Annotated in this window: 24 protein-coding genes and 1 pseudogene; 16 read left to right on the forward strand and 9 right to left on the reverse strand. The window is 70.6% G+C overall.

What is annotated here, in order from left to right; translation table 11 throughout:
* The first annotated feature begins 60 nt into the window (after positions 1–60).
* The 4 genes from ACFV9O_RS21195 (at position 61) to ACFV9O_RS21210 (ending at position 3,372) form a co-directional block, all read left to right on the forward strand.
* The gene (locus tag ACFV9O_RS21195) at positions 61–969 is read left to right on the forward strand and encodes a DUF6597 domain-containing transcriptional factor (protein ID WP_385420105.1); all 909 of its coding nucleotides are present in this window, start codon (positions 61–63) and stop codon (positions 967–969) included.
* A gap of 95 nt (positions 970–1,064) precedes the next feature.
* Positions 1,065–1,628 (forward strand): GNAT family N-acetyltransferase, encoded by a 564-nt coding sequence (locus ACFV9O_RS21200; RefSeq protein WP_385420106.1) that lies wholly within the window; start codon positions 1,065–1,067, stop codon positions 1,626–1,628.
* Positions 1,629–1,790: 162 nt separating this feature from the next.
* A complete protein-coding gene (locus ACFV9O_RS21205; RefSeq protein WP_385420177.1) occupies positions 1,791–2,567 on the forward strand; it encodes a metallophosphoesterase in 777 nt (258 codons plus the stop codon).
* Between the two features lie 70 nt (positions 2,568–2,637).
* Positions 2,638–3,372 (forward strand): Mut7-C RNAse domain-containing protein, encoded by a 735-nt coding sequence (locus tag ACFV9O_RS21210; protein WP_385420108.1) that lies wholly within the window; start codon positions 2,638–2,640, stop codon positions 3,370–3,372.
* Positions 3,373–3,428: 56 nt separating this feature from the next.
* Here ACFV9O_RS21210 and ACFV9O_RS21215 read toward each other — a convergent pair whose 3' ends face one another.
* Positions 3,429–4,004 carry a TetR family transcriptional regulator gene (locus tag ACFV9O_RS21215; RefSeq protein WP_385420110.1) on the reverse strand — a complete coding sequence of 192 codons (576 nt, stop codon included), beginning with the start codon at positions 4,002–4,004 and terminating at the stop codon, positions 3,429–3,431.
* A 96-nt stretch (positions 4,005–4,100) separates the two neighbouring features.
* Here ACFV9O_RS21215 and ACFV9O_RS21220 point away from each other — a divergent pair, with 96 nt between their 5' ends.
* Entirely contained in the window at positions 4,101–5,576 is a 1,476-nt protein-coding gene (locus ACFV9O_RS21220) for an FAD-dependent oxidoreductase (RefSeq protein WP_385420112.1), read from the forward strand.
* A gap of 47 nt (positions 5,577–5,623) precedes the next feature.
* On the opposite strand, the gene ACFV9O_RS21225 is transcribed toward ACFV9O_RS21220, so the two are convergent.
* On the reverse strand, positions 5,624–6,163 hold the full coding sequence (locus tag ACFV9O_RS21225) for a hypothetical protein (RefSeq protein ID WP_385420114.1): 540 nt from the start codon (positions 6,161–6,163) through the stop codon (positions 5,624–5,626).
* A 132-nt stretch (positions 6,164–6,295) separates the two neighbouring features.
* On the opposite strand from ACFV9O_RS21225, the gene ACFV9O_RS21230 reads away from it, so the two are divergent.
* The 3 genes from ACFV9O_RS21230 (at position 6,296) to ACFV9O_RS21240 (ending at position 9,715) form a co-directional block, all read left to right on the forward strand.
* Positions 6,296–6,631 (forward strand): YnfA family protein, encoded by a 336-nt coding sequence (locus tag ACFV9O_RS21230; RefSeq protein WP_385420115.1) that lies wholly within the window; start codon positions 6,296–6,298, stop codon positions 6,629–6,631.
* 57 nt (positions 6,632–6,688) lie between these two features.
* The gene (locus ACFV9O_RS21235; protein ID WP_385420117.1) at positions 6,689–7,459 is read left to right on the forward strand and encodes an SDR family NAD(P)-dependent oxidoreductase; all 771 of its coding nucleotides are present in this window, start codon (positions 6,689–6,691) and stop codon (positions 7,457–7,459) included.
* A gap of 627 nt (positions 7,460–8,086) precedes the next feature.
* Complete coding sequence (locus ACFV9O_RS21240) at positions 8,087–9,715, forward strand: alpha/beta hydrolase (protein WP_385420118.1); 1,629 nt, start codon at positions 8,087–8,089, stop codon at positions 9,713–9,715.
* A 128-nt stretch (positions 9,716–9,843) separates the two neighbouring features.
* Here the strand turns inward: ACFV9O_RS21240 and ACFV9O_RS21245 are convergent, their stop codons facing one another.
* Positions 9,844–11,319, reverse strand: coding sequence for an APC family permease (locus ACFV9O_RS21245; RefSeq protein WP_385420120.1), 1,476 nt, complete (start codon positions 11,317–11,319; stop codon positions 9,844–9,846).
* A gap of 243 nt (positions 11,320–11,562) precedes the next feature.
* A complete protein-coding gene (locus ACFV9O_RS21250) occupies positions 11,563–12,819 on the reverse strand; it encodes an RtcB family protein (RefSeq protein WP_385420122.1) in 1,257 nt (418 codons plus the stop codon).
* A 171-nt stretch (positions 12,820–12,990) separates the two neighbouring features.
* Here ACFV9O_RS21250 and ACFV9O_RS21255 point away from each other — a divergent pair, with 171 nt between their 5' ends.
* The 3 genes from ACFV9O_RS21255 (at position 12,991) to ACFV9O_RS21265 (ending at position 16,371) form a co-directional block, all read left to right on the forward strand.
* Positions 12,991–13,854, forward strand: a complete 864-nt coding sequence (locus ACFV9O_RS21255) for a DUF3558 domain-containing protein (RefSeq protein WP_385420124.1) — start codon at positions 12,991–12,993, stop codon at positions 13,852–13,854.
* 225 nt (positions 13,855–14,079) lie between these two features.
* Positions 14,080–14,802, forward strand: coding sequence for a DUF3558 domain-containing protein (locus ACFV9O_RS21260; protein WP_385420126.1), 723 nt, complete (start codon positions 14,080–14,082; stop codon positions 14,800–14,802).
* 276 nt (positions 14,803–15,078) lie between these two features.
* Complete coding sequence (locus ACFV9O_RS21265) at positions 15,079–16,371, forward strand: DUF2637 domain-containing protein (RefSeq protein WP_385420127.1); 1,293 nt, start codon at positions 15,079–15,081, stop codon at positions 16,369–16,371.
* A gap of 136 nt (positions 16,372–16,507) precedes the next feature.
* Here the strand turns inward: ACFV9O_RS21265 and lysS are convergent, their stop codons facing one another.
* Positions 16,508–18,277 carry a lysine--tRNA ligase gene (gene lysS, locus ACFV9O_RS21270; protein WP_385420128.1) on the reverse strand — a complete coding sequence of 590 codons (1,770 nt, stop codon included), beginning with the start codon at positions 18,275–18,277 and terminating at the stop codon, positions 16,508–16,510.
* 171 nt (positions 18,278–18,448) lie between these two features.
* On the opposite strand from lysS, the gene argS reads away from it, so the two are divergent.
* Positions 18,449–20,218 (forward strand): arginine--tRNA ligase, encoded by a 1,770-nt coding sequence (argS, locus tag ACFV9O_RS21275; protein WP_385420130.1) that lies wholly within the window; start codon positions 18,449–18,451, stop codon positions 20,216–20,218.
* Positions 20,219–20,284: 66 nt separating this feature from the next.
* Here the strand turns inward: argS and ACFV9O_RS21280 are convergent, their stop codons facing one another.
* Positions 20,285–20,557 (reverse strand): DUF1876 domain-containing protein, encoded by a 273-nt coding sequence (locus ACFV9O_RS21280; RefSeq protein WP_385420131.1) that lies wholly within the window; start codon positions 20,555–20,557, stop codon positions 20,285–20,287.
* Positions 20,558–20,701: 144 nt separating this feature from the next.
* Here ACFV9O_RS21280 and ACFV9O_RS21285 point away from each other — a divergent pair, with 144 nt between their 5' ends.
* Positions 20,702–21,571 (forward strand): NAD(P)-dependent oxidoreductase, encoded by an 870-nt coding sequence (locus tag ACFV9O_RS21285; RefSeq protein WP_385420133.1) that lies wholly within the window; start codon positions 20,702–20,704, stop codon positions 21,569–21,571.
* On the opposite strand, the pseudogene ACFV9O_RS21290 reads toward ACFV9O_RS21285, so the two are convergent.
* Positions 21,555–21,746 (reverse strand): annotated as a pseudogene (locus tag ACFV9O_RS21290) (ATP-binding protein); the annotation flags it as partial. The gene ACFV9O_RS21285 and the pseudogene ACFV9O_RS21290 sit on opposite strands and share 17 nt — an antisense overlap.
* A gap of 78 nt (positions 21,747–21,824) precedes the next feature.
* Here ACFV9O_RS21290 and ACFV9O_RS21295 point away from each other — a divergent pair.
* Positions 21,825–22,013 carry a DUF397 domain-containing protein gene (locus ACFV9O_RS21295; protein ID WP_385420135.1) on the forward strand — a complete coding sequence of 63 codons (189 nt, stop codon included), beginning with the start codon at positions 21,825–21,827 and terminating at the stop codon, positions 22,011–22,013.
* Between the two features lie 3 nt (positions 22,014–22,016).
* Here ACFV9O_RS21295 and ACFV9O_RS21300 read toward each other — a convergent pair whose 3' ends face one another.
* Positions 22,017–23,351 carry a helix-turn-helix domain-containing protein gene (locus ACFV9O_RS21300; protein ID WP_385420137.1) on the reverse strand — a complete coding sequence of 445 codons (1,335 nt, stop codon included), beginning with the start codon at positions 23,349–23,351 and terminating at the stop codon, positions 22,017–22,019.
* A gap of 302 nt (positions 23,352–23,653) precedes the next feature.
* On the opposite strand from ACFV9O_RS21300, the gene ACFV9O_RS21305 reads away from it, so the two are divergent.
* Together ACFV9O_RS21305 and ACFV9O_RS21310 are read left to right on the forward strand one after the other, a co-directional pair.
* Positions 23,654–24,301, forward strand: coding sequence for a DUF4232 domain-containing protein (locus ACFV9O_RS21305; RefSeq protein WP_385420138.1), 648 nt, complete (start codon positions 23,654–23,656; stop codon positions 24,299–24,301).
* Between the two features lie 83 nt (positions 24,302–24,384).
* Positions 24,385–25,269 carry a DUF4253 domain-containing protein gene (locus ACFV9O_RS21310; protein ID WP_385420140.1) on the forward strand — a complete coding sequence of 295 codons (885 nt, stop codon included), beginning with the start codon at positions 24,385–24,387 and terminating at the stop codon, positions 25,267–25,269.
* A gap of 6 nt (positions 25,270–25,275) precedes the next feature.
* Here the strand turns inward: ACFV9O_RS21310 and hemB are convergent, their stop codons facing one another.
* Complete coding sequence (hemB, locus tag ACFV9O_RS21315; RefSeq protein WP_385420142.1) at positions 25,276–26,274, reverse strand: porphobilinogen synthase; 999 nt, start codon at positions 26,272–26,274, stop codon at positions 25,276–25,278.
* Positions 26,275–26,625: the final 351 nt, after the last annotated feature.

Raw genomic sequence — 26,625 nt, forward strand, 5'->3', positions numbered from 1 at the left:
GACGCGGGGATCTGCGTCTTGAACAAACGCGACAGAGGATCGGGCGATTAGGATCCCAGCATGGTGAGCAGGAGCGAGCCACAGGGCGCAGTCGGCCCGCGACGTGACACCCGGGGCATCGTCGACGCCCCGGAGCTCTTCGCGCGCGTACGTTTCCGGCGCCGCGCGCCGGCCCCGCCGCTGCGGCCATATCTGGAGCACTACTGGCTCATCGACTGGGAACTGGCCGAGCCGTACGCCTCCCATGTGGTGCCGCATCCGTCCGTGAACGTCGTCTTCCAGCAGTACGGGGACGAGGAGCCGTGGGGCGAGGTCGCGGGCGTCGGCCTCCAGCTCTTCACGCAGAAGCTGGAGGGACGGGGGCGGGTCTGCGGGGTGCAGTTCCGGCCGGGCGGCTTCCGGCCGTTCGCGCCGGGACGGCCGGTGTCGGACTGGACGGGGCGCCGGGTGCCGGTGGGCGAGGTCTTCGAAACTCCTTCCCGTGTCGGTGCTGGTGCCGGTGCCGGTGCCGGTGCCGGTGCCCTGGGAGCTTCGGTCGCATCGGCCATCGTCGGGCCGGACGACGAGGACGCGCGGGTCGCGGCGCTCGACACGTACCTGCTCGGCCTGGGCCCGGAGGCCGATCCTTCGGCCGAGCGCGCGATGGCACTGGTCGAGCAGGTCCGTGCCGACCGCACGATCCGCCGCGTCGCCCAACTCGCCGAGGCGGAGGGGGCGTCGGCGCGCACGCTCCAACGGCTCTTCGCCGTGTACGTCGGCGTCGGACCCAAGTGGGTCATCCTGCGCTACCGCATCCACGAAGCCCTGGAGCGGGCCGAGGCGGAGAGCCCGGGCGACGCCGGCGGCGAGCCGGACTGGGCGGCCCTCGCCGCTGAGCTGGGCTACAGCGACCAGGCCCATCTCGTACGGGACTTCACGGCGACGGTCGGCGTGCCACCGACGGCTTACGCGGCGCATCGGCCCAGGTGAGGGGCGGTTTGCGAGGCCACGGGCGAGAGGGCTCACGAGCCGCTTCCGGGGCGCTTCCGGGGCGGGTGTCGGACCCCGGGCGTACGGTGCGGTCCATGGCGGAGAAAACACAGGCGGACACGACAGCAGTGGTGCGGATCGAGCCCTGGTCGGAGGGCGACTTCGCGCTGCTCCAGGCGGCGAACGCACCGGAGCTGATGGAGCACCTCGGCGGACCCGAGACGGACGAGAAGCTGGCCGAGCGGCACAAGCGGTACGTGGCCCTGAGCGCGGACCGGACCGGGGCGGGATGCATGTACCGAGTGGAGCTGAACGACGGGGGCGAGGCCGTCGGCTCCATCGGGTTCTGGGAGACCACCTGGCAGGGGGAGCAGGCGTACGAGACGGGCTGGAGCATCCTGCCCGGCTTCCAGGGACGCGGGATCGCCACGGCGGCGACGCTCGCGGTGGTGGCGGAGGCGCGGGCGGCGGGCAAGCACCGCTGGCTGCTCGCGTTCCCGTCCGTCAACAACGCTCCGTCGAACGGGGTGTGCCGGAAAGCGGGCTTCTCGCTGCTGGGCGAGTGCGACTTCGAGTACCCGCCGGGCAGGCCGATGCGCGGCAACCACTGGCGTCTCGATCTCCGGGCCCCGGAGGCGGGTCCCGAGCAGAAGGACTGACAGCTGCTTAATGGTTTGCCGTGACATATCCATTAGCATGCCGTGTAGCCTGACCATCGGCCGTCGCCACGGCGACCGAGAGAACAGTCCACAGAGCAGCGGACGGAACAGCCGCCTTCACAGGTGCCACAACAGGGGTAGGGGGACGCCGTGCCGGACACCGTGTTGCTCGCACACGTCAGTGATCTGCACCTCGACGGGGCGGAACGAGCGGCCGACCGGGCCGCCCGCACCATGGCCTGCCTCCGGTCGATGACACGGCGGCCTGACGCGGTGCTGGTCACCGGCGACATCGCGGACCATGGCGCGCCCGCCGAGTACGCGGAGGCGGTCGAGCTCTTCGCCTCACTCGACGTTCCGGTACTCCCCTGCCCGGGCAACCACGACGACCGCGCCGCGTACCGCAAGGTGCTGCTGGGCGAAGACGCCGCCCCCAAGGCCCTGTCTGCGACGGGCAGCGGGGCGTACGCCCCGATCAACCGCCTGCATCACATGGGCCGTTACGCCCTGCTGCTCTGCGACTCCACGATCCCCGGCGAGGACGAGGGCCTGCTCGACGACGAGACCCTGGAGTGGCTCGCCCGCACGCTCGACGAGCTCGGCGACACCCCGGCCCTCCCCGCCTTCCACCATCCACCGGCCACCCTCCACCACGGTTACGCCGACTCGGTCGGACTCACCAACGCGGACCGCCTGGCCGAGGTGCTGGACGGGCGCCGCAATGTCCCGGCCGTCCTCACCGGCCATGCTCACACCGCGGCGGCGACCACCTGGGCCGGCCGCCCCCTGCTCGTCGCGCCCGGTGTCGTCTCGACGCTCCGGATGCCCTGGGAGCCGGGCGAAGGCCTCGTCGACGGCGCGACCCCGCCCGGAATCGCCTTCCACGTCCTGGACGAGGGCGGCCGCCGTGTGACGACCCACTTCCGGGTCGTTCCGTAGCCCGCCCGGACACCTGCGGCGGGGCGGAAAGCCGTGGCCCGCTCCGTCCGCCCAATGGCATGCTGGCGGCGTGAACGGACCGGAGATCCACATCAGTTTCGCCCCGGAGCTGCGACTCTTCGTCGCCGCGGAACGCCGCAACGGGCGGACGCGGCTCATCACGGACGGCTCCTCGACGCTCGGCCATGTCGTCGAGTCGCTGGGCGTCCCCCTCACCGAGGCGGGACGGCTCGTGGTGGACGGCAGCCCGGTCCCGGTCTCCCACATCCCCGCCGCCGGCGAGCACATCGACGTGCTCGGCGTCGAGCGCCCGCAGCGCGTGCCGGGCGCACCCCTCCGCTTCCTCCTCGACGTCCATCTCGGCACGCTGGCGCGACGGCTGCGGCTCCTCGGCGTCGACGCCGCGTACGAGAGCGAGGACATCGGCGACCCGGCGCTGGCCACTCTCTCCGCGCGCGAGCAGCGCGTGATGCTGTCCAGGGACCGTGGACTACTGCGCAGACGGGAGCTGTGGGCCGGTGCGTACGTCTACAGCGACCGCCCCGACGACCAGCTCCGGGACGTCCTGCAGCGGTTCGCACCCGCCCTCGCGCCCTGGACCCGCTGCACGGCCTGCAACGGCCCGCTCACGGACACGGACAAGGAGTCGGTCGAGCACCACCTGGAGCAGGGCACGCAGCGCTCCTACGACGTGTTCGCCCAGTGCACGGCTTGCGAGCGCGTCTACTGGCGCGGCGCCCATCACGCCCGGCTGGAGGCGATCGTCGAGGGCGCCCTGCGCGAGTTCGGCGACGCTGCCGCCTGAGCCCGCACACACGGGCTCCCCGCGGGCTCCCCGCCCACTCTCCGCGCGCTCTCCGCCTACGGGCTCTCCGCGGTCAGATAGCGCTGAACGGTCGGCGCCAGCCAGGCGGTCACCTCCTCCTTGGTCATCTCGACGGCGGGCGGGATGTCCAGCACATAGCGAGCGAGCGCCATCCCCAAGATCTGCGATGCGACGAGCGCGGCCCGGCGCGGGGCCTCGGCCGGGACGGGGCAGACCCCGGCCGCTATCGGCAGCAGCTGCGACCTGAAGACCTGCTGCATGCGCTCGGCACCCGCGGCATTGGTGACACCGACCCGCAGCAGGGCCGTCAGCACCTCGTCGTCCTCCCAGCGGTCGAGGAAATGGGAGACGAGGACCGCGCCGATGTGCCTGCCGGGCATCGCGCCCAACTCCGGCAGTCGCAGATCGATTTCGGAAGCGGCGGCGAACAGTCCCTCTTTGTTGCCGTAGTACCGCATCACCATCGACGGGTCGATGCCGGCATCCCGGGCGATGGCGCGGATCGTGGCCCGCTCGTACCCGTCCGCGGCGAACCGCTCGCGGGCGGCCTCGAGGATCGCGGCGCGGGTGGCGTCCGAGCGACGAGGCGTGGTGGCTGCTTCCGAATTCATGCCAACAACTGTAGGCCAACAAGCGTTGACACGCCAGATCCCCTCGCCTACATTTGCCAACAAGCGTTGACCAACAAGCGTTGGCAGGAGGCCGCCATGACCGGCAAGCCCAGCACCAACAGCACGGAAGCCACGATCCCGACCGCCACCCCCGCCGGCTACGACACGGACGTCACCGTCGTGGGCGCGGGCCCGACCGGCCTGTTGCTCGCGGGCGACCTCGCGGCGGCGGGCCTGCGGGTCACCGTCCTCGAGCGCCGTCCGCACGAGGCGAGCAATCTGACCCGGGCCTTCGGCGTGCACGCCCGCACGCTGGAGCTGCTCGACGCCCGCGGCCTCGCGGACGAGCTGGTGAAGAAGGGCGCCCCCATGACCACCCTGCGCTTCTTCGGCGAGCTCGCCCTCGACCTGTCCCGGCTGCGGTCCCGCTTCCCGTTCCTGCTCATTACCCCGCAGTACGAGGTGGAGCAACTGCTGCAGCGCCGGGCGCTGTCCGCCGGGGCCGACTTCCGGTACGGCACGGAGCTGCGCGGCCTCCGCCAGGACGCCGACTCGGTCACGGCCGAGCTGAAGGACGAGCAGGGGCGGGACGCGACGCTGCGCTCCCGCTATCTCGTGGGCACCGACGGAGTGCGCAGCTCCGTGCGCCAGGCCCTCGGCCTGCCCTTCCCCGGCGGGGCGGTCATCCGCTCCATGGCCCTCGCGGACGTCCGTTTCACCGAAGAGCCCGAGAGAGGAGCCGAGAGCCGTCTCTTCGCGGGCGGCACGGGTGACGCGTTCGCCGTCGTGGCCTCCTTCGGTGACGGCTGGTACAGGGTGATGGCCTGGAGGCGCAGCCACCAGGTGCCGGACAGTGAGCCGGTCGACCTGGAGGAAGTGCGCGCCATCACCCGCCAGGCATTCGGCACCGACTTCGGCATGCGGGACGCCCGCTGGCTCTCCCGTTTCCACAGCGACGAGCGCCAGGTCCCGGAATACCGGAAGGGCAGGATCTTCCTCGCCGGAGACGCGGCACACGTCCACTCCCCGGCCGGCGGACAGGGGATGAACACCGGCCTGCAGGACGCGGCGAACCTGTCCTGGAAGCTCGCGGCGGCCCTCCGCGGTCACGCACCGGACGCCGACGCCCTCCTCGACACGTACCACTCGGAGCGGCATCCGGTCGGCCGGAAGGTGCTGAGCAGCAGCGGCGCGCTCGTCCGCCTGGCCATGGCGCACAACCCGCTCCAGCGGCTGGCCCGTTCCCTCGTCGCCCGGATCCTCTCCACCGTCCGGCCCGCGTCGGAGATGGCGATGGGCATGGTCACGGGGATCGGCATCTCGTACGGCGCGGAGCGCGGCGCCCACCGGCTCACCGGCAAGCGCGCCCCCGACCTGGCGCTCGCGGAGGGCCGGCTCTACGAACTGCTCCGCAAGGGCGAGTTCGTACTGATCACGCCCGACGACGCCCCCGCCACCGCGTCGGCCGCGCCCACCGTCCCCGGCCCCGTCACCCGGGCCCACTGGCGGACCCCGCGCGACACGTCCCTGCTGGTCCGCCCGGACGGGTACATCGCATGGGCGCAGCACTGACCCCGCCCGCGGCCGGGGCCCCCGAGCCCCGGCCCCCGGCCGCCGCCTCAGAAGACGTATCCGTCGCCCGTCGCCGGCACCAGGACGGTGTGCTCGTCGTTCGCGTGGTTGCGGTCGACCGCACCGTCGCTCCACACCGTGGTGATGCCCACGATGATCTCGGGCGGGTTGCCCGGGATCAGCAGGTCGAGGGCGATGCCGCCCCCCGTGCCGCCTGCCCTCAGCTCACCGGTCCGGCACAGGATCACCCGGTCCCCGCCCCACAGGCAGGCCGGCGGCAGTTGTCCACCGCCCGTCACCGTGACCGGGGCCGAGAAGCTCAGCCGTACGGTCGCGTCGGCCAGCTGCGCCGGACCGTGGTTGTCGCTCTCCAGCCAGACAACGATCCGCCCGCCCCACAGAGAGGCATGACCATGGTGTGCCACATCAGCCTCGGCAACCGGCACCCGGACTACGGCCGCACCAGCCGTATCGGCCGCCTCCGGCACACGGTCACCGATGTCCGCACCCGCACCTCCACCCGCGGCCAGCATCACCGTCGCCAGCGCGGTGGACGCCACGAACAGAGTCCTACGCATCACCTGCATGCCCGAAAGATACCTATTATCCGCCCGCAGGACTGACTCCTCGTCAGCACCGGCGCGTCCCGCGCGGACCGGCCCTTTCCCGGCCCACCCCGGGGGCCGGCTCACCACCACCCCCCATGACACGCTGACCTCATGCTCATCGCCCGATCCGCGCTCCTGTTCGCCGTCGCCGCGCTCTTCGAGATCGGTGGAGCCTGGCTCGTCTGGCAGGGCGTGCGCGAGCACCGCGGCTGGATCTGGATCGGCTCAGGCGTCCTCGCCCTCGGCGTGTACGGCTTCGTCGCCACGCTCCAGCCGGATGCGCACTTCGGCCGCATCCTCGCCGCCTACGGCGGAGTGTTCGTCGCCGGCTCGCTCGCGTGGGGCATGGTCGCCGACGGCTACCGTCCCGACCGCTGGGACGTCATCGGCGCCCTGATCTGCCTCGTGGGCATGGCCGTGATCATGTACGCACCGCGCGGCCGCTGACGGCCGCCTATCCTGGCCACTGGCCACCGGTATCGATCACTTGTCCAAGGAGCCGCCATGACCGCCGCCGCCCCCATCGCCGTCGTCACCGGAGCGAGCAGCGGCATCGGCGCCGCCACCGCGCGCGGCCTCGCCGCCGCGGGCTATCACGTCGTCCTGACCGCCCGCCGCAAGGACCGTATCGAGGCCATCGCCGCCGAGCTCAGCGAAGCCGGCCACCAGGCCACGGCCTACGCGCTCGACGTCACCGACCGTGCGGCCGTCGACGCCTTCGCCGCCTCCCTCGACGGTCCCGCCCCGGTCAAGGTGCTGGTCAACAATGCGGGCGGAGCGCTCGGCGCCGACCCGGTCGCGACCGGCGACCCCGCCGACTGGCGCCAGATGTACGAGGTCAACGTCCTCGGCACCCTCCACACCACCCAAGCCCTGCTCCCCGCCCTCACCGCCAGCGGCGACGGCACGGTCGTCGTGCTCTCCTCCACCGCGGCCCACGCCACGTACGAGGGCGGCGCAGGCTACGTCGCCGCCAAGAACGGCGCCCGGGTCCTCGCCGAGACTCTCCGCCTCGAAATCGTCGGCACCCCGGTCCGTGTCATCGAGATCGCCCCCGGCATGGTCAAGACCGACGAGTTCGCCACGACCCGTTTCCGCGGCGACACCGAGAAGGCCGCCAAGGTCTACGAGGGCGTGGCGGAGCCCCTCACCGCCGACGACGTCGCCGACACCATCACGTGGGCCGTCACCCGCCCCTCCCACGTCAACATCGACCTCCTGGTGGTCCGCCCCCGCGCCCAGGCCTCCAACACCAAGGTCCACCGCGAGCTCTGACGCCCTTTCCCTCGCTGCTCGCAGCGTGTTCTCACACCGCCACGCAGAACGGGTTGCGGCACCTGGTTCCTCGAGGTGTCCACGACGCCCGAGACCCGGGTCGACCTCAGCTTCGGCGGCGACCTCGACGCGACTGCGGAATTCGAAGCGCGCAAGTCGACGGCGCCCTGCGCCTCTGGGTCGACACTGCCGACGCCATGTACGCGGATCTGGATATTCCGGCCGTCGACTCCTGCCTGCTCTCCAAGAGACCCTGAGCCCTTCCGACACCAGGAAGCCCCGGACCGTCACCGATCCGGGGCCCTGGCGGCGTGCGCCGAAGTGCTCGGCCCTTCACGCAGATGACCTGCTTCAGCTTCGCGACGACCTCCACCAGGGTCCCGCTGCTTGTCGATGACCTTCTCGATCGGCGTGCACGCCGCCGGGATCCCGGCGAAGTCGCGGGGATCCCGGCGACGGATGCGATCCGGCGCCGGGCGCGGTCGCCGGCAGCCTCGGTGGCAGTGGCTCGGCCATTCGGCTGCGGTCGGCTCGCGCACGTTGCCGGACCGCGGTGCTGTTGACACGGATGCGTGCCGACGTCGAGCGCAGGGGGGCGTCGGGCGCTCAGCCGTGAAAGGACAAGGCATGCACATATCTGGGCCGATAGCGGGCCGTCGGAGTCGTGCCGCGGCCATCGCCGCGGTGGTGACCTGCTCGACGGTACTGACCGGGCCGGGCCTCGCCGCGGCCGACGGTACGCCGGCACCTTCGGTGCCCGCCCCGAAGCTGGACTGGAGACCCTGCGTTCAGGGCAGCCAGTTCGACTGCGCGACCGCGAAGGTGCCGCTGGACTACCGCGACCCCCACGGCCGCACCGTCGAACTGGCGGTCGTGAAACGGAAGGCAACCGGCCCCGGACGGCGCATCGGCACCCTGTTCTTCAACCCTGGCGGACCCGGTGGGCCAGGAACGGTCCAGATGCCACAGAATTACGAATCCTTCCCGCGAGAGGTACGGGAGCGGTTCGACATCGTCAGCTGGGACCCCCGCGGGGTCGGCAACAGCACCGCGGTGAACTGCTTCGAGAATCGCGAAGAAGCCGACGCCTGGGTTGCGAGCCAGGCGGCAGGCTTCCCGGTCGGCGAACAGGAGCGGAAGACCTGGATCGCCGCGTACAAGGATCTGGCCCGGCGCTGCCAGCAGCGTGACCCCGGGCTCCTGCGCCATGTGTCGACCGCCGACACCGCTCGCGACCTCGACCGGCTCCGCCAGGCGGTGGGCGACCCGCAACTCACCTACCTCGGGATCTCCTACGGCACGATCCTGGGCGCCACCTACGCCAACCTCTTTCCCGGCAAGGTCCGGGCCATGGTCCTCGACAGCAACATCGACCCGCAGGCCTGGACGAACCACGCCTCCGACGACGACCCCCGGCTCACGACGTTCGGGCGCATGGGCTCGGACCGCACCGCGGTTGCGACCCTGGACAAGTTCCTCACCCTGTGCGGGTCCACCACCACCGCTCGCTGCGCCTTCTCCGCCGACAGTCCGAAAGCGACCCGGGACAAGTTCGACCAGCTGATGCGACGGCTCCGGGAGCATCCCGTGGGCGCATGGACCTATGGCCGTACGGTCGGTGACGTGGTGAACAGCCTCTACGTCGTCCATTCCGGATGGACGGACCTGGCCGGCAGGCTGCAGGACCTGTGGCAGGACCGCGTCCCGGAGCCGTCCCCTCTTCCACCCGCACCACCGGTCCCGAATCCGAATCCGTACCTGGGCGAAGAACAGGCCGCTGCGGTGTTGTGCAGCGACAGCCCCAATCCGCGTGACCCCGCTGCCTACCACGCCATCGAGGAGGCCAGCGCGGCCCGTGCGGGCGACGCCGGACGCTTCTGGACCTGGGCCGCCGAGGGGTGTGCCACCTGGCCGGCGGTCGCCGCCAACCGTTACCGCGGCCCCTGGAACAAGCCGACGGCGCACCCCGTCCTGCTGGTCGGCACCACCTACGACCCCTCCACTCCCTACTCGGACGCGCAGGCCATGGCCAAAGAACTGGCCAACGCCCGCCTGCTCACCCACAACGGGTACGGGCACACCGCACAGGTCAACCCCAGCAGCTGCATCAGGGCCCACGAGAGCCGCTACTTCATCGACGGCACCCTCCCACCGGTCGGAACGACGTGCCGACCGGACACGCCCCCCTTCTCCACACCCAAGCCGAGCAACGGCGTCGCCACCGGCGGCGGAGCGATGGCCGGCATCGTCTCCTGAGCCGGCCGTCGCCCCCTCAGCCAGGGCACGCGCCGACTCGCTCGAGCTCCGGAACGCTCCGGGATCCATGGCGCGCCACTTTGCCACCGGGTCCAAGACCTCCTGGCAGTACCACCGTCACCTCTGAGTCAGTGCTTGAAGGCGCTCACGTCTCCCGGCTCGGTCTCCAGCGCCTCGCGGTCGAATTTCAGCATGACGAGGAAGAACAGCCCGCCCGCGAGGAGCAAGCCGGCCACGATCACGACGGATACGAACGCCTCCCGGGGTGCCACCAGCACGAACAGCGCGACGAGCGTCCACACCAGCGCGCAGATCGCGACCGGCAGTTCGAAGCGCCCGAGGTCGAACGCACCCTTCTTGCGCTCCAGTCGTTTACGCACCGCCAGGTAGAGGACGACCGTCGAGCCGTAGGTGATCGCCGGAAGGATCGTCGATGCCGTGATCAGCTCCAGCAGCGCGGCACCCGGCAGGGCGACCATGAGGATGGCCCCCAGGGCGAAGATCAGGACCGTCGCCGGGATCGGCGTCTGCGTGCGCGGGTTGACCCGCCGAATCAGCCGGTGGGCAGGGAAGCGCCCGTCGCGCGACATTGCGAAGATGATCCGCGAGCACGAAACCATGATCACCACCCCAGCTCCGAAGAACGCGAACGTGATCGCGACCAGCAGCGTCCTCTCCATCACCGGGCCGAGCTGATCGCGCAGGATCGCCGCGACCGGGGAGCCGCTGTCGCTGATCCGGGGGATGTCGTCGATCGCGACGGTGAGCGTGATCAGGAACAGCAATCCCAGCAGTCCGGCCGCCACGACCGATCCCACGATCGCGCGTGGCACGGTGCGATAGGGATCCTTGGCCTCCTCGGCCAGGTTCGCCGCGGAGTCGAAGCCGACGAGCGTGGCGAGGCCCATGATCATTGCAATCATCAACCCGCCACCGACGGCGAAGTAGTCGGGGGCGTTCTCCGCGACACCGCGCGAGGTGAGGTTTCCGGCTGCTCCGTCGCCCGTGATCGCCACAGCGATGGTGAGCGCGATCACCACCACCACGACGAGGACCAGTTCGAGCCCGACCGCGAGGCAATTGATCAGGCTGACGATGCTCGTGGAGGCCACTGCGAGCACAGCCTGGACGAGCAGCACCACGACCGTGATCAGACGCGCCGTGTCCTCATCCGGCTCGAGACCGACGAGCGGCATGAACGCCTGACTCGCGAGCGCGTTGTCGGCCGCCACCACGGCGACCGCCAGGTAACAGAAGGTCAGCCAACCGAACCCCCAGCCGATCTTCGGGTTGGCCAGCCGCGAGGCCCATTGGTAGGAGGAGCCGCTGAGCGGGATGCGGGCCGCGAACTGCGCGACCACCAACGCCACCAGGGTCTGCCCCACCCCCGCGATCACCCACAGCCAGATGCCGACCGGCCCCGCGCTCACCAGCACATCGTCGTACGTCGCAAAGATACCGACGGCCACGGAGATGAACGCGAACGAGATCGCGAACACCTGCCAGGAGCCGAGCGTCCGTTTCAGCTCCTGCTGATAGCCCCCGAGTTCGACGGAACCCTCGCCGTCCTGCGTGTCTGTCGAAGCTTCCGCCACCTCGGCCACCTCACCTTCCGTCGGGGCCGTCGACCGCCCACACCCATGTGGATTTCACGACCAGCGCCATATCCTCATCTGTCGTGTCGCGTTTTTCCTGATACGACACGGTTGCGATATTTACGCACCCGCGAATCGGTCCGCACGAGGCCCTGGGAGCCCGCCCGAAGCGATGACGGCCAACGCACGTGAGCCCCCGGACGGACACAGTCCGGGGGCTCATCGATGACCTCAAGTGCGGCTCGCGTGGGCCTAGCCCTTGACGCAGATGACCTGCTTGAGCTTGGCGACGACCTGCACCAGGTCCTTCTGCTGGTCGATCACCTGGCTGATCGGCTTGTACGCGGCCGGGATCTCGTCCACGACGCCGGAGTCCTTACGGCACTCCACACCCCGCGTCTGCTCCTGCAGATCCTTCGTCGAGAACTTCCGCTTCGCAGCGGTCCGGCTCATCCTCCGGCCGGCACCGTGCGACGCCGAGTTGAACGACTTCGGGTTGCCCAGGCCGCGGACGATGTACGACTCCGTGCCCATGGAACCGGGGATGATCCCCCACTCCCCCGAGCCCGCGCTGATCGCTCCCTTGCGGGTGACCAGCAGATCCATCCCGTCGTACCGCTCTTCGCTGACATAGTTGTGATGGCAGCTGATCACGCCAGGTCGGTACTCGACGGTCCTCGTCCGGCCTTCACCATCTTCCTGCCGGCAGGAGACGACCGGATCGAAGGTCACCCTGGCCTTCCTGAACTCCCTGCGGACGACCTCCTGGAACAGCCCCATCATGATCGCGCGGTTGTACTTGGCGTACTCCTGCGCCCAGAAGAGGTCGTTCCGGTACGCCGCCATCTGCGGGGTGTCCGCGACGAACACCGCCAGGTCACGGTCGACCAGGCCCTGGTTGTGCGGCAACTTCTGCGCCTCGCCGATGTGGTGCTCGGCGAGCTCCTTGCCGATGTTCCGCGAGCCGGAGTGCAGCATCAGCCAGACCGCACCCGACTCGTCGAGGCAGAACTCGATGAAGTGGTTACCGCTGCCCAGCGTGCCCATCTGCTTCGCCGCCCGCTCCCGGCGGAACTTGACCGCGTCGGCCACCCGGTCGAACCGCGACCAGAGGTCGGCGAAGCCCGGCGCCTGGAGCCCGTACACCCGCCCCGGGTCCACCGGCTCGTCGTGCATGCCGCGGCCCACCGGGATCGCCTGCTCGATCTTCGACCGCAGCCGGGACAGATCACCAGGGAGGTCGTTCGCGGTGAGCGAGGTCTTCACGGCCGACATTCCACAGCCGATGTCGACCCCGACCGCCGCCGGGCAGACCGCCCCGTGCATCGCGATCACGGAGCCGACCGTCGCGCCCTTACCGTAGTGCACGTCGGGCATCACGGCGAGCCCCTTGATCCACGGCAGCGTGGCGACGTTCCGCAGCTGCTGCATCGCGCCGTCCTCCACCGTGGACGGGTCCGTCCACATGCGGATGGGGACCTTCGCCCCCGACACCTCTACATACGACATATTTCCTCGATCCCCCCAGAAGCCTGAAAACGCAAAACCGGCGCCAGGGTCGGCAAAAGGGATAGCGGACCGGCGTTCACAGCTGCGCGTGCGATACACATTGTGTCCATCGGCCCGTCTCGGGCGGCAACCACTTTTCCCCCGACAGCGCGACAGAAGGAGCTCGGCACCGTGCAGCGAAAGGCGTACGTACCCGCCCTGGCGGCGCTCCTCGTCGCACTCGCCGCCGGCTGCTCCGCCGGATCCGGTGACGACGCATCGGCCGCGGATGCCCAGCCGGGCGGCTCCCCCGGCTCCGTCGCCGCCCCGGGCAAGTACCGCACGCTCTACGAGCCCTGCGGCGCCGTCCAGCGCGCCACCCTCAGGGATCTGCTCCCGGGCGCGGCCGAGCTGCCCGAGGAGCAGCAGGAGAAGGTGTACCAGGGCACGGCGGCCGTCACCTACGACACGGATCGCCGCGTCGGCTGCAGCTGGAAGTCCGACGCGCCGGACGCCTCGCACCACCTCCGGATCGACGTCGAGCGCGTCGTCTCGTACGACCCGGACGTCAGCGACGACGACCGGGCGCAGGAGGTCTACGCCCGCAAGAAGGACGCGGCACAGCTTCCAGCCCCCGCCGACCCGCGCGACGAGAAGGCGCAGGAGACGCAGACCGCGGGTGGCACCCCGACACCGACGAACAGCACCGCCAAAAGCACCGCAGGCACCACGGGCGCCACCGCCGGCGCAGGCGTCACAGGGACCGCAGGCGCCGCGGGAGGCACCCCGTCCGGCACGCCCGCGTCCCCCGAGGGTCTCGAGCCCCGCGAGCTCGACGGTCTCGGCGACGCGGCCTTCCTCGACGACGCCCTCACCCGGGCCGGTTCCACCGCGCAGCACCGGACCGTGAGCGTGGTGTTCCGCACATCGAATGTGATCGTGACCGTCGAGTACATCGAGCAGCCCGCCCGTACGACAGAGATCCCCGACAGCAGGGAACTGCAGGAAAAGGCGCAGGCCCTGGCCCGGAACCTGGCCGAGCGCTTCAACGAATAGCGCGCCGTCCGGCCCCCCGGCACGGCCCACGGCGGCCGCATGCACGCGCCGCCGGGTTCCCGCACCGATCCCGCGGGATGCCTCCGGCGTCGTAACGTGTCGGCTTATCGTGGCCGACCGGGAGGCTCCGTACCGAGCGGCCGACCGCCGCGCGCGTAACGACCGGCCGACCGTCCGTCCGTCCCGCACAACGGCGGACCGTACGACACACCGAGTGAAGGAACCATGCACCGATCAGCACCGCGACTCACCCGCATACTCGCCTGCGCCGCCGTCCCGGTGATGCTCGTCGTCGCCGGCTGCTCGTCGGACTCCGGCGGTGAGGACAAGTCCTCCGGTTCGGGCTCCTCCTCCGCGGCATCGCCCGGCGACAAGAAGTCGGAGGCGTCCGTCACACCGGCGAAGTTCGCCAAGCTGCCCGAGCCCTGCAAGACGATCACCTCGAAGACGATCACCGAGCTGGTGCCGAAGGCGAAGAACAAGGCCGGTACGGCAGGCACCTCCAGCGACATCACCGCCCGCGGCGGCTGCTCCTGGAACGGCCTCGAGGACAAGGGCATCAAGGGCTCGAACTACCGCTGGCTCGACGTCGCCTTCCTGCGCTACGAGTCCGACCCCGGCCTGGGCAGCGGCGAGAAGCGCGCCACGGACGCGTATGCGAAGGAGATCGCCAAGGCCGAGGCCACGGAGAGCGCCAAGAACGTCAAGACGTCGCCCACGACGGGCATCGGCGACGAGGCGACCTCGATCAGCTACGACCTGAGCAAGACGGGCGAGACCTTCAAGTACGCGACGATCGTGGCCCGTACGGGCAATGTCGTGGTCACGCTCGGGTACAACGGTGCCGGCTACGCCGGGGCCAAGACCCCGGACGCGGCGGAGATGCTGAAGGACGCGGTCAAGGCGGCGAAGGAGGCGGCGGCCTCGGTCGCGACGGCCAACAAGTAGGCGACCCCGCAGGTGGGCCCTGTGCTGGGGCCGCGGCTGCGGGCCGCGGCCGAGCGCTGCGGACGGTGGGCTGTGGGCCATGGCACGTCGGCCCCGCCCGGCCCCGCACACCCCATCAATACGCGCGACGGCGGCCGTTGAACAGACGGCCGTGAGCCCGGGCCGCCTCCCCGGAGGCCCGGGCTCCGCAAACGTGTGCCAGGCTTGGCCCGCGCCGAGTCGGATGCGGCGGCGCCGGAATTCGATCCGAAATTCGATATCGGGAGGGGATCGCGGGTGGCCGCGATGCAGCTGACACGCACGCACCGCATACTCATCGGGGTCGTCGTCGCCGGTGCGGTGATCATCGCCGCGATCGGTTTCGCCGGGTCCTACGCCGCCGTGCGCGAGCTCGCCGAGCAGAAGGGCTTCGGCAACTTCTCCCTGGTCTTCCCCATCGGCATCGACGCGGGCATCTGTGTGCTGCTCGCCCTCGACCTGCTGCTGACGTGGATCCGGATCCCGTTCCCGCTGCTGCGCCAGACGGCGTGGCTGCTGACAGCGGCGACGATCGCGTTCAACGGTGCCGCCGCCTGGCCCGACCCGCTCGGTGTCGGCATGCACGCCGTCATCCCGGTGCTCTTCGTGGTCTCCGTCGAGGCCGCCCGGCACGCGGTCGGCCGGATCGCGGACATCACGGCGGACAAGCACATGGAGGGCGTGCGGCTCACCCGCTGGCTGCTGTCGCCCGTGCCCACGTTCCGGCTGTGGCGCCGGATGAAGCTGTGGGAGCTGCGCTCGTACGAGCAGGTCATCAAGCTGGAGCAGGACCGGCTGATCTATCAGGCCCGCCTCCAGGCCCGTTTCGGGCGCGCGTGGCGGCGCAAGGCGCCGGTGGAGGCGCTGATGCCGCTGCGGCTCGCGAAGTACGGCGTTCCGCTGGCGGAGACGGCACCCGCCGGGCTCGCCGCCGCCGGGATCGAGCCGGCGCTGCTGCCGCCGCCCGCACCTGCGGGGCAGCTCCCCGCGACACCGGTTCCGGGGCCGGGTCCGGCTCAGCAGGAATGGCCCCAGGAGTACCCGCAGGCCCACCCCGAGGAGCAGCAGCAACTGCTGCAGGGCGGTGTCGTCAGTACCGGCTCCCACGAGAGCCCTTGGTTCGCGGCGCCGCAGGTCCCGCAGGAGGCGTACGAGACCGCGTACAACCCCACGTACGTCGAGGGCCTGGAGCCGACCCCGGTCGCGGTCCCGGCCGGACCGGACGCCATGCCCGTCGGTCCCGGTCCCGGCCCCGGTGCCATTCCGGGACCGCGCGCCGAACAGCAGCCGGTGTACGAGCAGGCCCCGGCGCCCGAGCCGCTGGAGGAAGCGGAGCCCATCGAGGACACGGAATTCGCCGAGCTGGCGTACCCGGTCTTCAAGGAGTACACCCACCGCCACGGCGTCCACCCGAGCAACGACCAGCTCGACATAACCCTCGCCGACGTCCACGGCATCCAGCATCCGCGCAGCGCCAGCCTGCTGCGCCGGTTCATGCCGGAGTTCCAGAACCGCTTCCAGGCCGAGATGGAGGCGGAGCACATCGCGTAGGCGGCGGCCCGCCCCTCGCCCTGCGCCGGTGACCCGGACCATCCACAAACGCCGGAGGCCCTCATCCACAAGGGATGAGGGCCCTCCGACGAACGCAGCCGACCGGTCGGGGCCTGACCGGTCCGGCCTCGGCCGATCAGGCCCCGAGCAGCTTCCGCACCCGCTCCGCCCCGACCGCCAGCAGCAGCGTCGGCAGCCGCGGCCCCGTTTCGCGGCTCACCAGCAGGCGGTACAGCAGCGCGAAGAACGAACGCTGGGCGACCTTCAGCTCCGGCGTCGGCCTGGCGTCCGGCTCCAGGCCCGCCATGACCTTCGGCACGCCGTAGACGAGCGTGGTGAGCCCGTCCAGCGACCAGTGCGAGTCCAGCCCGTCCAGGAGCAGCCGCAGCGACTCCCGCCCCTCGTCGTCGAGCGAGCCGAGCAGCTCGGTGTCGGGCTCGGAGCGGACGACCGTGCGGGCGTCGGCCGGGACCTGGGTCGTGATCCAGTTCTCGGCGCGGTCGAGACGCGGCCGGACCTCGTCGAGCGACGCCAGCGGGTTCGCCGGGTCGAGCTCACTGAGGATCCGCAGGGTCTGCTCGTCGTGACCGGCCGTGATGTCGACGACCGAGGCGAGTGTCCGGTACGGCAGCGGCCGCGGCGTGCGCGGCAGCTCCCCGGCCGCAGTGCGCACCGCGCGGGAGTACGCGGCGGCGTCGGCCGGCAGCGCGGACCCTCCCCCAGAGCCTCCGGCCTGGGAGGTGCCCCCGACGACCTTGGACTCCAGCTTGTCCCACTCGTCGTAGAGCCGCTGGATCTCCTGGTCGAAGGCGATCTTGAAGGACTGGTTGGGCTTGCGGCGCGCGTACAGCCAGCGCAGCAGCGGCGCCTCCATGATCTTCAGCGCGTCCGCCGGCGTGGGCACGCCACCACGGGACGACGACATCTTCGCCATGCCGGAGATGCCCACGAAGGCGTACATCGGGCCGATGGGCTGCACGCCGCCGAAGACCTCGCGGACGATCTGCCCGCCCACGACGAACGACGATCCGGGCGACGAGTGGTCGACGCCGCTGGGCTCGAAGATCACGCCCTCGTACGCCCAGCGCATCGGCCAGTCGACCTTCCAGACCAGCTTGCCGCGATTGAACTCGCTCAGCCTGACCGTCTCGGAGAAGCCGCACGCCGTGCAGGAGTAGGTCAGCTCGGTCGTCGCGTCGAGGTACTCGGTGACCGTCGTCAGGTCCTTCTCGCAGTTGCCGCAGTACGGCTTGTACGGGAAGTAGCCGGCGGAGCCGCCGCTGCCGTCGTCCTCGCTCGCCGCCCCGGAGCCCTCCTCGGCCTCCAGCTCGGCCTCGTCCGCCGGCTTCTGCTGCTGCTTCTTCGCCTGGACCTTGGCCTTCGTCCGGTACTGGTCGAGAATTCCGTCGATCTCGGCGCGGTGCTTCATCGCGTGCAGGATCTGCTCGCGGTACACCCCCGACGTGTACTGCTCGGTCTGGCTGATCGGGTCGTACTCGACGCCCAGCTCGGCGAGCGACTCGACCATGGCGGCCTTGAAGTGCTCCGCCCAGTTCGGGTACGGCGAGCCCGCGGGCGCCGGGACCGAGGTCAGCGGCTTGCCGATGTGCTCGGCCCAGGAGTCGTCGACACCGGTGACACCGGCCGGCACCTTGCGGTAGCGGTCGTAGTCGTCCCAGGAGATCAGGTGGCGAACCTCGTACCCCCGCCGGCGGATCTCGTCCGCGACAAGGTGCGGGGTCATGACCTCGCGCAGATTGCCCAGGTGGATGGGCCCGGACGGGGACAGGCCAGAGGCAACCACGACCGGTTTCCCGGGCGCACGCCGTTCCGACTCGGCGATGACATCGTCCGCGAAACGGGAGACCCAGTCGGTCTCGGTGCTGCTCTGAGCCACGATCGGCACGTCCTTGAAAGCTTGATTCTGTCGAAGCTGGCGTTAGCCATTCTCCCAGACGGAACAGCGGGCTCGGTGGTTGTCCACAGCCCCCGTCCGGTGGGAGAAACAGGTTGCTCCCCCGTGGGACACTTGACTACCGAATTAGCACCGATCACCCACTGACAGGAACGGAAGCTCATGGCCTCGGTCCCTTCCCTCGCTTCGACCGTGCAGCAGCGCCTCGCGGACGCCCTCTCGGCAGCCCTGCCGGAGGCCGGCTCCGCCGACCCGCTGCTGCGACGTAGCGACCGGGCCGACTTCCAGGCCAACGGCATCCTGGCGCTCGCCAAGCAGCTCAAGGGAAACCCGCGCGAGCTGGCGTCCAAGGTCGTCGAGGCGCTCCCGGCCGATGACGTCCTGAAGGAGATCGAAGTCTCGGGCCCCGGGTTCCTGAACATCACGATCACCGACGAGGCGATCGTGAAGACCCTCGCCGCCCGCGCAGCGGACGACCGGCTGGGCGTCCCGTACGCCTCCGGGGCCGGCACGACCGTGATCGACTACGCCCAGCCGAACGTGGCGAAGGAGATGCACGTCGGCCATCTGCGCTCCGCCGTGATCGGCGCCGCGATGGTCGAGATCCTCGAGTTCACCGGCGAGAAGGTGATCCGGCGCCACCACATCGGCGACTGGGGCACCCAGTTCGGCATGCTCATCCAGTACCTGATCGAGCACCCCCACGAGCTGGACCACAAGGACGAGGCCACCGTCTCCGGCGAAGAGGCCATGTCCAATCTGAACCGGCTCTACAAGGCCTCGCGCGCCCTCTTCGACTCCGACGAGGAGTTCAAGGACCGGGCCCGCCGCCGGGTGGTCGACCTCCAGGCGGGCGACAAGGAGACGCTGGCCCTGTGGCAGCGTTTCGTCGACGAGTCGAAGATCTACTTCTACTCGGTCTTCAACAAGCTCGACATGGAGATCGAGGACGCGGACGTCGTCGGCGAGTCCGGCTACAACGCCATGCTGGCCGAGACCTGCCGCCTGCTCGAGGAGTCGGGCGTCGCGGTCCGGTCGAACGGCGCGCTGTGCGTCTTCTTCGACGACGTGAAGGGCCCGGACGGCAACCCGGTGCCGCTGATCGTCCAGAAGTCCGACGGCGGCTACGGCTACGCGGCGACGGACCTCTCCGCGATCCGCGACCGCGTCCAGAACCTCGGCGCGAACACGCTGCTGTACGTCGTGGACGCCCGCCAGTCCCTCCACTTCAAGATGGTCTTCGAGACCGCGCGCCGCATCGGGTGGCTGAACGACGGCGTGAAGGCCGTCCAGCTGGCCTTCGGCACGGTCCTCGGCAAGGACGGCAAGCCGTTCAAGACCCGTGAGGGCGAGACGGTGCGGCTGGTGGACCTGCTGGACGAGGCGATCGAGCGGGCGACGGCGGTCGTGCGCGAGAAGGCCGAGAAGGTCGGCCTGACGGAGCAGGAGATCGTCGAGAACGGTCAGTACGTCGGCATCGGCGCCGTGAAGTACGCGGACCTGTCCACGTCGGCCGTCCGGGACTACAAGTTCGACCTGGACCAGATGGTGTCGCTCAACGGCGACACGTCGGTGTACCTCCAGTACGCGTACGCCCGTATCCAGTCGATCCTCCGCAAGGCGGGCGACGCCAAGCCGGCCGCCCACCCGGAGCTTCCGCTGGCCCCGGCCGAGCGGGCGCTCGGGCTGCACCTGGACCAGTTCGGCGAGATCCTGGCCGAGGTCGCCGCGTCGTACGAGCCTCACAAGCTCGCGGCGTACCTGTACCAGCTGGCCTCGCACCTGACCACGTTCTACGACCAGTGCCAGGTGATCAGCGAGGACAACACGACGGAGGTCTTCGAGAACCGCCTCTTCCTCGTCGACCTCACCGCCCGCACGCTCCACCAGGGCATGGCCCTGCTCGGCATCCGCACCCCCGAGCGTCTCTGACCCACAGGCGCAGGGCGGCCCCGGCGATCGTCCCGCCGGGGCCGCTCTGCGTTCGCGCCACCGTGCTCAACGGGTCAGCGGGTGCGCCGGCCTTCCCGTGGTCTCCTCGATCTCGTCGTGGGCCTTCTTCAGCATCTGCTGTGCCATGTCCATCAGTGCCCGCGCGCCCGCGATTTCCTCGCCGACCCGAAGCTGCTCGGGATCGGACGGGTGACGGCTGGCGTTCCCGTGCCCCCGGACTTCCGTACCGTCGGCGAGGCGGACCATCGCGGCCGCCTTGGTCTTCTCGCCCTCCTCGGCGAATTCCATGTCAACGTGCCATCCGGCGAGTGTCTTCATGACGGATCACCTCCACCAGTACCACCTTCAGGGTGCGCTGCCCGGCCGCAGATCACCACCTCACTCACCACTCACCAACTGGTGAGTACCTGACCAAATAGTCGGTACTTGTCCCCACCTCGGCCCACGGCAATGATCGGAGACATGACAGCCTCTCCCGTTTCGGTCCTCGGCCTCGGAATGATGGGCTCCGCCCTCGCCGCCGCGCTCCTGAAGGCCGGCCACCCCGTCACCGTCTGGAACCGGTCCCCTGCGAAGACCGGCCCGCTCGTCGCCCAGGGCGCGCTCCCCGCGGCCACACCGGGCGACGCCGTGGCCGCGAGCCCGCTCGTCGTCGTCTGCCTCGTCACCAACGACGCCGTCCAGGAGGTCCTCGGCACCCTCGGTGACGCCGTCGCCGGCAGGACCCTCGTCAACCTCACCAACGGCACCCCTGCCCAGGCCCGCGAGCTCTCGGCCTGGGCGACGGGGCACCGCGCCCGGTACGTCGACGGCGGCATCATGGCGGTCCCTCAGATGATCGCCGGCCCGCACGCCTACGTCTTCTACAGCGGCGACGACCAGGCGTACGCCACCCACCGCGCCACCCTCGCGGCCTTCGGCGGCACCACGTGGACGGGCACCGACCCGGGCCGTGCGGCGCTGCACGACCTGGCCCTGCTCACCGGCATGTACGGCATGGTGATGGGCGTCATGCAGGCCTTCGCCCTGGTCCGCACGGAGGGCATCTCCGCCGAGCAGTTCTCCGAGCTGCTCGTGCCGTGGATCGGCGCGATGCTCGGCGGCGCCCCGGAGTGGGGCAGGGCGATCGACACCGGCAGGCACCTCACCGACGTCTCCAGCATCGCGGTCAACCAGGCGGCCTTCCCGAACTTCCTGGCCGCCTTCCGCGAGCAGGGCGTCAGCCCGGAACTCTTCGAGCCGTTCCAGGCGATCCTGGACCGCGCGATCACGGAAGGCCACGCGGCCGACGGCCTCTCGCGCCTCGCCGGCCTGCTCACGGTTGAGCGCTGACCGCGAACTCGCACCACACGACCTTCCCGGGCATCCGTTCCCCGACGCCCCACTCGTCCGCGACGGCGGCGACCAGCAGCAGCCCCCGCCCCGACTCCTCGTCCGGCTCCCGCGGCCGGGGGCAGCCGTCGCCGCTGTCGTGGACCTCGACGCGCAGGGCGTCCTCGTACCGCTCGTGGGCGCGCTGGTGGCCCTGTTCCGGGAGAGCGCCTGCCTCACCCAACGCGAGCTTGGACCGGCTGCCAGGAGACCAATGAGCACCGCACTTGAGTGGTTCACGTCCAGCTACAGCGGCAGCGACGGCGGCGAATGCGTCGAAGTAGCCACCCACCCCACCGCCGTCCACGTCCGCGACTCCAAGATCTCGGACGGCCCCATGCTCACCCTCGCCCCCGCCACCTGGTCATCCTTCGCCGCCTTCGCAGCAGCTCACTCCGGCTGACCATCACTGGGCGATCCACTCGCCCTTCTCCGGCCAGTGGTGGTACAGCTTGCCCTCGTCGAAGGCACTCGTGCGGAAGGGCTTTCCGTCGTCGTCGACCCGTACCGTCCCCTTCCGGTCGCCGCTGCTCCATGCCAGCTCCAGGTACCACGTGGCCTCGTGACCTTCGGTGTGGACGTCGAGGTTCAGGACCTGGGGATCGTGGGTGGAGACTTTGTACGGGAAGTCCTTGGCCGGTACGACGGTGTCGCCGTCCTGCCCGGCCACGGGCTTGACCAGCGGCCGGGCGTTGTCCAGGTCGATGTCGAAGGTCTGCGGGGTGACGCCGCTGCCGCAGCCGTCCCCCATGGAATAGGCCTGCCAGGGCAGCGGGGCCTTCCGGCCCACCACGCGTACGTTCAGGTCGGTGATGACCACCGCGTCGTCCGTGTTGCCAGTCACGGTCAACTGCAGCTTCGTATCGCCGGCGCTGACACCACCCAGGGCGCGTGCCCAGTTCCGGGTGTCCTGGGGAGCGGGCGGCGGCGGGACCTGGCCGGGCCGCTGGTCCAACAGGTACTCCTCGCCGCACGGCTCTTCCCAGTTGTACGAGCTGATCCCCACGCTGGGGGCCGCGCCACCGCTCTGCTCTGCGGGCGCCTCCGATTTCTTCGTGGCGGCCGGGTCCGACGGCGAGGCGCTCGCCTTCTTCCCGCCGGGCGAGGCGCTGCCGCTCGGTGAGGCGGAGGTAGACGCGGAAGCGGACGGGGACGCGGAGGTCCCGGTCGTGGCGTCGGCCCCCGCTCCTGCGCGGGGCTGCCCCGTACCGTCGGCCTCACCCCCGAACTGGCTTACGGCGACGGCGGCCGGGACGGCGACGGCGACAACGGCGGCCGTGGCGACGGCGATACGAAGACGACGCTTGCGCGAGGTGGGCTCGGGCCCGACGACCAGCGACTCGGGGGCCTCGTCCTCGGGCTCCCGCTCGGGCGCTCCGGCTCCTGGAGCCGGGACGGGCGGGACGCCGGGCTCCGCCTCACCCGTTGGCTCAGGCTCACCGGATGACTCACTGGACGGCTCACCGGGCGATTCGGCCGCACCAGCCCGGCCACGCCTGCGGGCATCGTCGGCCAGGATCCATTGCCGGTGCAGCTCCACGAGCTCGTCCGGGGTCGCCCCACACAGCCGGGCGAGCCGCTCCACGGGGGCGTACTCCGTCGGTACGGCGTCGCCGTTGCAGTAGCGGTGCAACGTGGACGTACTCATGTGCAGCTGTCTGGCGAGAGCCCCGTAACTGCGACCGGAGCGTTCCTTCAGCGCGCTCAGCAACCCCGCGAAGTCGTCCGTCCCCGCTGCCATTTCAGCCCTCCCCCTCGTTCCGCCGTCCCGGGAACGCATTCCAGGCACTGGGTGTTTCCCCTGGTCAAACCCCGTTTCGGCGTTCCAGCTTCCCCTATTTTCCCTGGTCGGTTGTCCCACGATCCGCTGCCCCCACAGAGTTTGTGCAGCACCAACCGAACCGGAAGCTCAGATGCGAACCCGCTTCAGCATCAGCGTCAGCGATGCTCTCGCGATCGTCGTACTGATCACCTGCACCGCAGTCGTGATCTCGCTGATCAACGGTCACTGAATCCACCACCACAACGGGGAGTCGATCCACCATGCGCACCATCCGTACCCGCACAGCCATCGCCGCGACCGCCGCCCTTCTTGCGGGCCTGTCCCTCACCGCCTGCCAGGGCGACGACAAGGCCAAGGCAACGGACCCGGCCGGCGGGGGCAAGGCGAGCGCCACCGCCTCGGAGGCCCCGGCGGCCACCCCGCCCTCGGGCACGGGCGGCGGTACCGCGTCCGCAGCCCCGGCCGGCGGCAGCAGCGACGCCTCCCCCGTCACCTGCACCGGCGACAACACCAAGGTCGTCGCCAGCAAGCTCACACGCCCCATCAACCACCTGCTGATCACCGTCACCAACACGGGCTCGCGCCCCTGCAACGCCTTCGGCGCCCCGTACCTCCGCTTCGACGAAGCCCAGTCCCCCACCCAGTTCGTCGAGGACAGCAAGCCGCAGGCCGTCGTCACCCTGGACCCCGGCCAGTCCGCCTACGCCTCCGTCACCCTGACCGGCGAGCCCGGCAAGAGCAAGGGCCGCACCGCGAAGCACCTCACCGTCTCCTTCGACGCGGGCAGCGGCTCCGGATCGACCGGCGCGCACGCCGAGGTCACGCTCCCCGCGGACACCTATATCGAGGACGACAGCGCCATGGTCACGTACTGGCTGAGCGACATGTCGGACGCGCTCACGTACTGATCGCCCACGCGAAGACCGGTGTGGAGGCCGCCCGTTGTGGACGGCCGGCCTCCGTTGTCAGTGTCGGCCTCTACATTCGGTCCATGGCGATGCTTCCCAATCCCCTGCCGACCCTGGCCATCGACCCCGCAGGCCACTCACTGGGTCTCGACCTGCCGTCCGGGCGGCTGATCAACACGACCGTCGACGGCCCGTGGCACGAGCCCCTGATGTGGTGCGCGGACGAGCCCGCCCGCCCGGGCGACTGGTCCGCTCTGCTGGCCGCGCGCAGGACCGCCGGGCTCCACCCCGTACTCATCGGCTCGGGCAGCAGCCGCGAAAGGCAGCCCGAGGACTGGGAGTTGGCCCCGGCGATGATGTCGTACGCGGGTGATCACGACGCCGAGGAGGTCCTGGAGGCCTTCTGGGAGGAGTACGCGGCGGACGAGCTCGGCGCCCCCGAGGACTACCCCGGCCGGGACACCGTCGTCGCCCTCTTCGGCGAACCCCCGACGTTCGACGAGAAGGTCGCGCCGTTCGGCGCCCAGTGGCCCGGCCTCGCCCCGGCCGCCGTGTCGGGCATCGATCCGGACGTGTTGGCGGCCGAGGTGGCCGAATCGCTCATCGAGGAGGACTCCTGGCTGGAGCGGTGCGGGCTCGCCCTCGTCCCGGCCCGCCGCAGCGCCGACATACCGGCGGCGCTGGGCTGGACCGGTCCGCTCAACTACGAGAACGACGTGGCGCGCCTCTGCTCTGTCCTGCGCTCGTGGGAGGACCGCTTCGGCATACGCGTCGTGGCGCTCACCTTCGACCAGTTGGTGGTCTCCGTGGCGGCCCCGCCGACGACGCCGGCCGAGGCGAGGGCCGTCGCCGCCGAGCACTTCGCCTTCTGCCCGGACAACATCACCCAGGGCCACTTCGGCGCCCTGGACGAGTACGCGGCCAAGGCAGTGCTGGACCAGAGCGTGTGGTCGTTCTGGTGGGACTGAGCCGCGTTACGCGCGGCCGAGCTTCTGCGCGACCTCCGTCGCCCAGTACGTCAGGATCATCTGCGCACCTGCGCGCCTGATCCCGGTCAGCGTCTCCAGGATCGCCTTGTCCCGGTCGATCCAGCCCTTCTCGGCGGCCGCCTCGACCATCGCGTACTCACCGGAGATCTGGTACGCGGCGACCGGCACGTCGACCTCCGCGGCGACGCGCGCCAGCACGTCCAGATAGGGGCCCGCCGGCTTGACCATGACCATGTCGGCGCCCTCCTCCAGGTCGAGCGCCAGCTCCCGCAGGGACTCCCGGAGGTTGGCCGGGTCCTGCTGGTACGTCTTGCGGTCGCCCTGCAGCGAGGAGGCGACGGCCTCGCGGAACGGCCCGTAGAAGGCGGAGGAGTACTTGGCGGTGTACGCGAGGATCGACACGTCCTCCTTGCCGATCGTGTCCAGCGCATCGCGGATGACGCCGACCTGACCGTCCATCATCCCGCTGGGGCCCACGACGTGGACGCCCGCGTCGGCCTGGACCTGCGCCATCTCGGCGTAACGTTCCAGCGTGGCGTCGTTGTCGACGCGCCCCTCGGCGTCCAGCACCCCGCAGTGGCCGTGATCGGTGTACTCGTCCAGACACAGATCGGACATGATCACGAGCTCGTCGCCGACCTCGGCCTTCACGGCGCGGATGGCGACCTGCAGGATCCCGTCGGGGTCGGTGCCCGCCGTGCCGGCAGCGTCCTTCTTGGCGTCCTCCGGGACCCCGAACAGCATGATCCCTGAGACGCCCGCGGACACGGCCTCCACCGCGGCCTTCCGCAGGGTGTCCAGCGAGTGCTGCACGACCCCGGGCATCGCCGCGATCGGCACGGGCTCGGCCACGCCTTCCCGTACGAACGCCGGGAGGATCAGATCTGCGGGGTGCAGCCGCGTCTCGGCGACCATGCGCCGCATCGCAGGGGTGGTCCGCAGCCGCCGCGGCCGCGACCCGGGAAAGGATCCGTACACAGTCATGGGTCCACGCTACGCCGCCGCGCGGAGAGCTTTTGCCGACAAAGCGCCGGAGAAAACCGGCCGGGCTCCCGGCCACCGGGCGTGGCCCGGGCCCACCGGGCGGGCGTCCCGGGCGACCGGGACAGGCGTTCCCCTGCCCACCGGGCCGGGCCCTCCCGTATCGGCACCCGGCGCCGGGGGCTTTGCCCGCCCGTTCCTCCCCCTAGGACTCCGTCCTGGGGGACCCAGCGAAACGACTGCCCACAACGCTGTGGGGGGGGGGGGGGGGGGGGCCCCCCCCCCCCCCCCCCCCCCGCCCCCCCCCCCCCCCCCCTCTCCCCCCCCCCCCCCCCCCCCACACCCCCACCCCCA

Origin of the sequence: Streptomyces sp. NPDC059909 (assembly GCF_042730885.1) — a bacterium.
Taxonomy (GTDB): domain Bacteria; phylum Actinomycetota; class Actinomycetes; order Streptomycetales; family Streptomycetaceae; genus Streptomyces.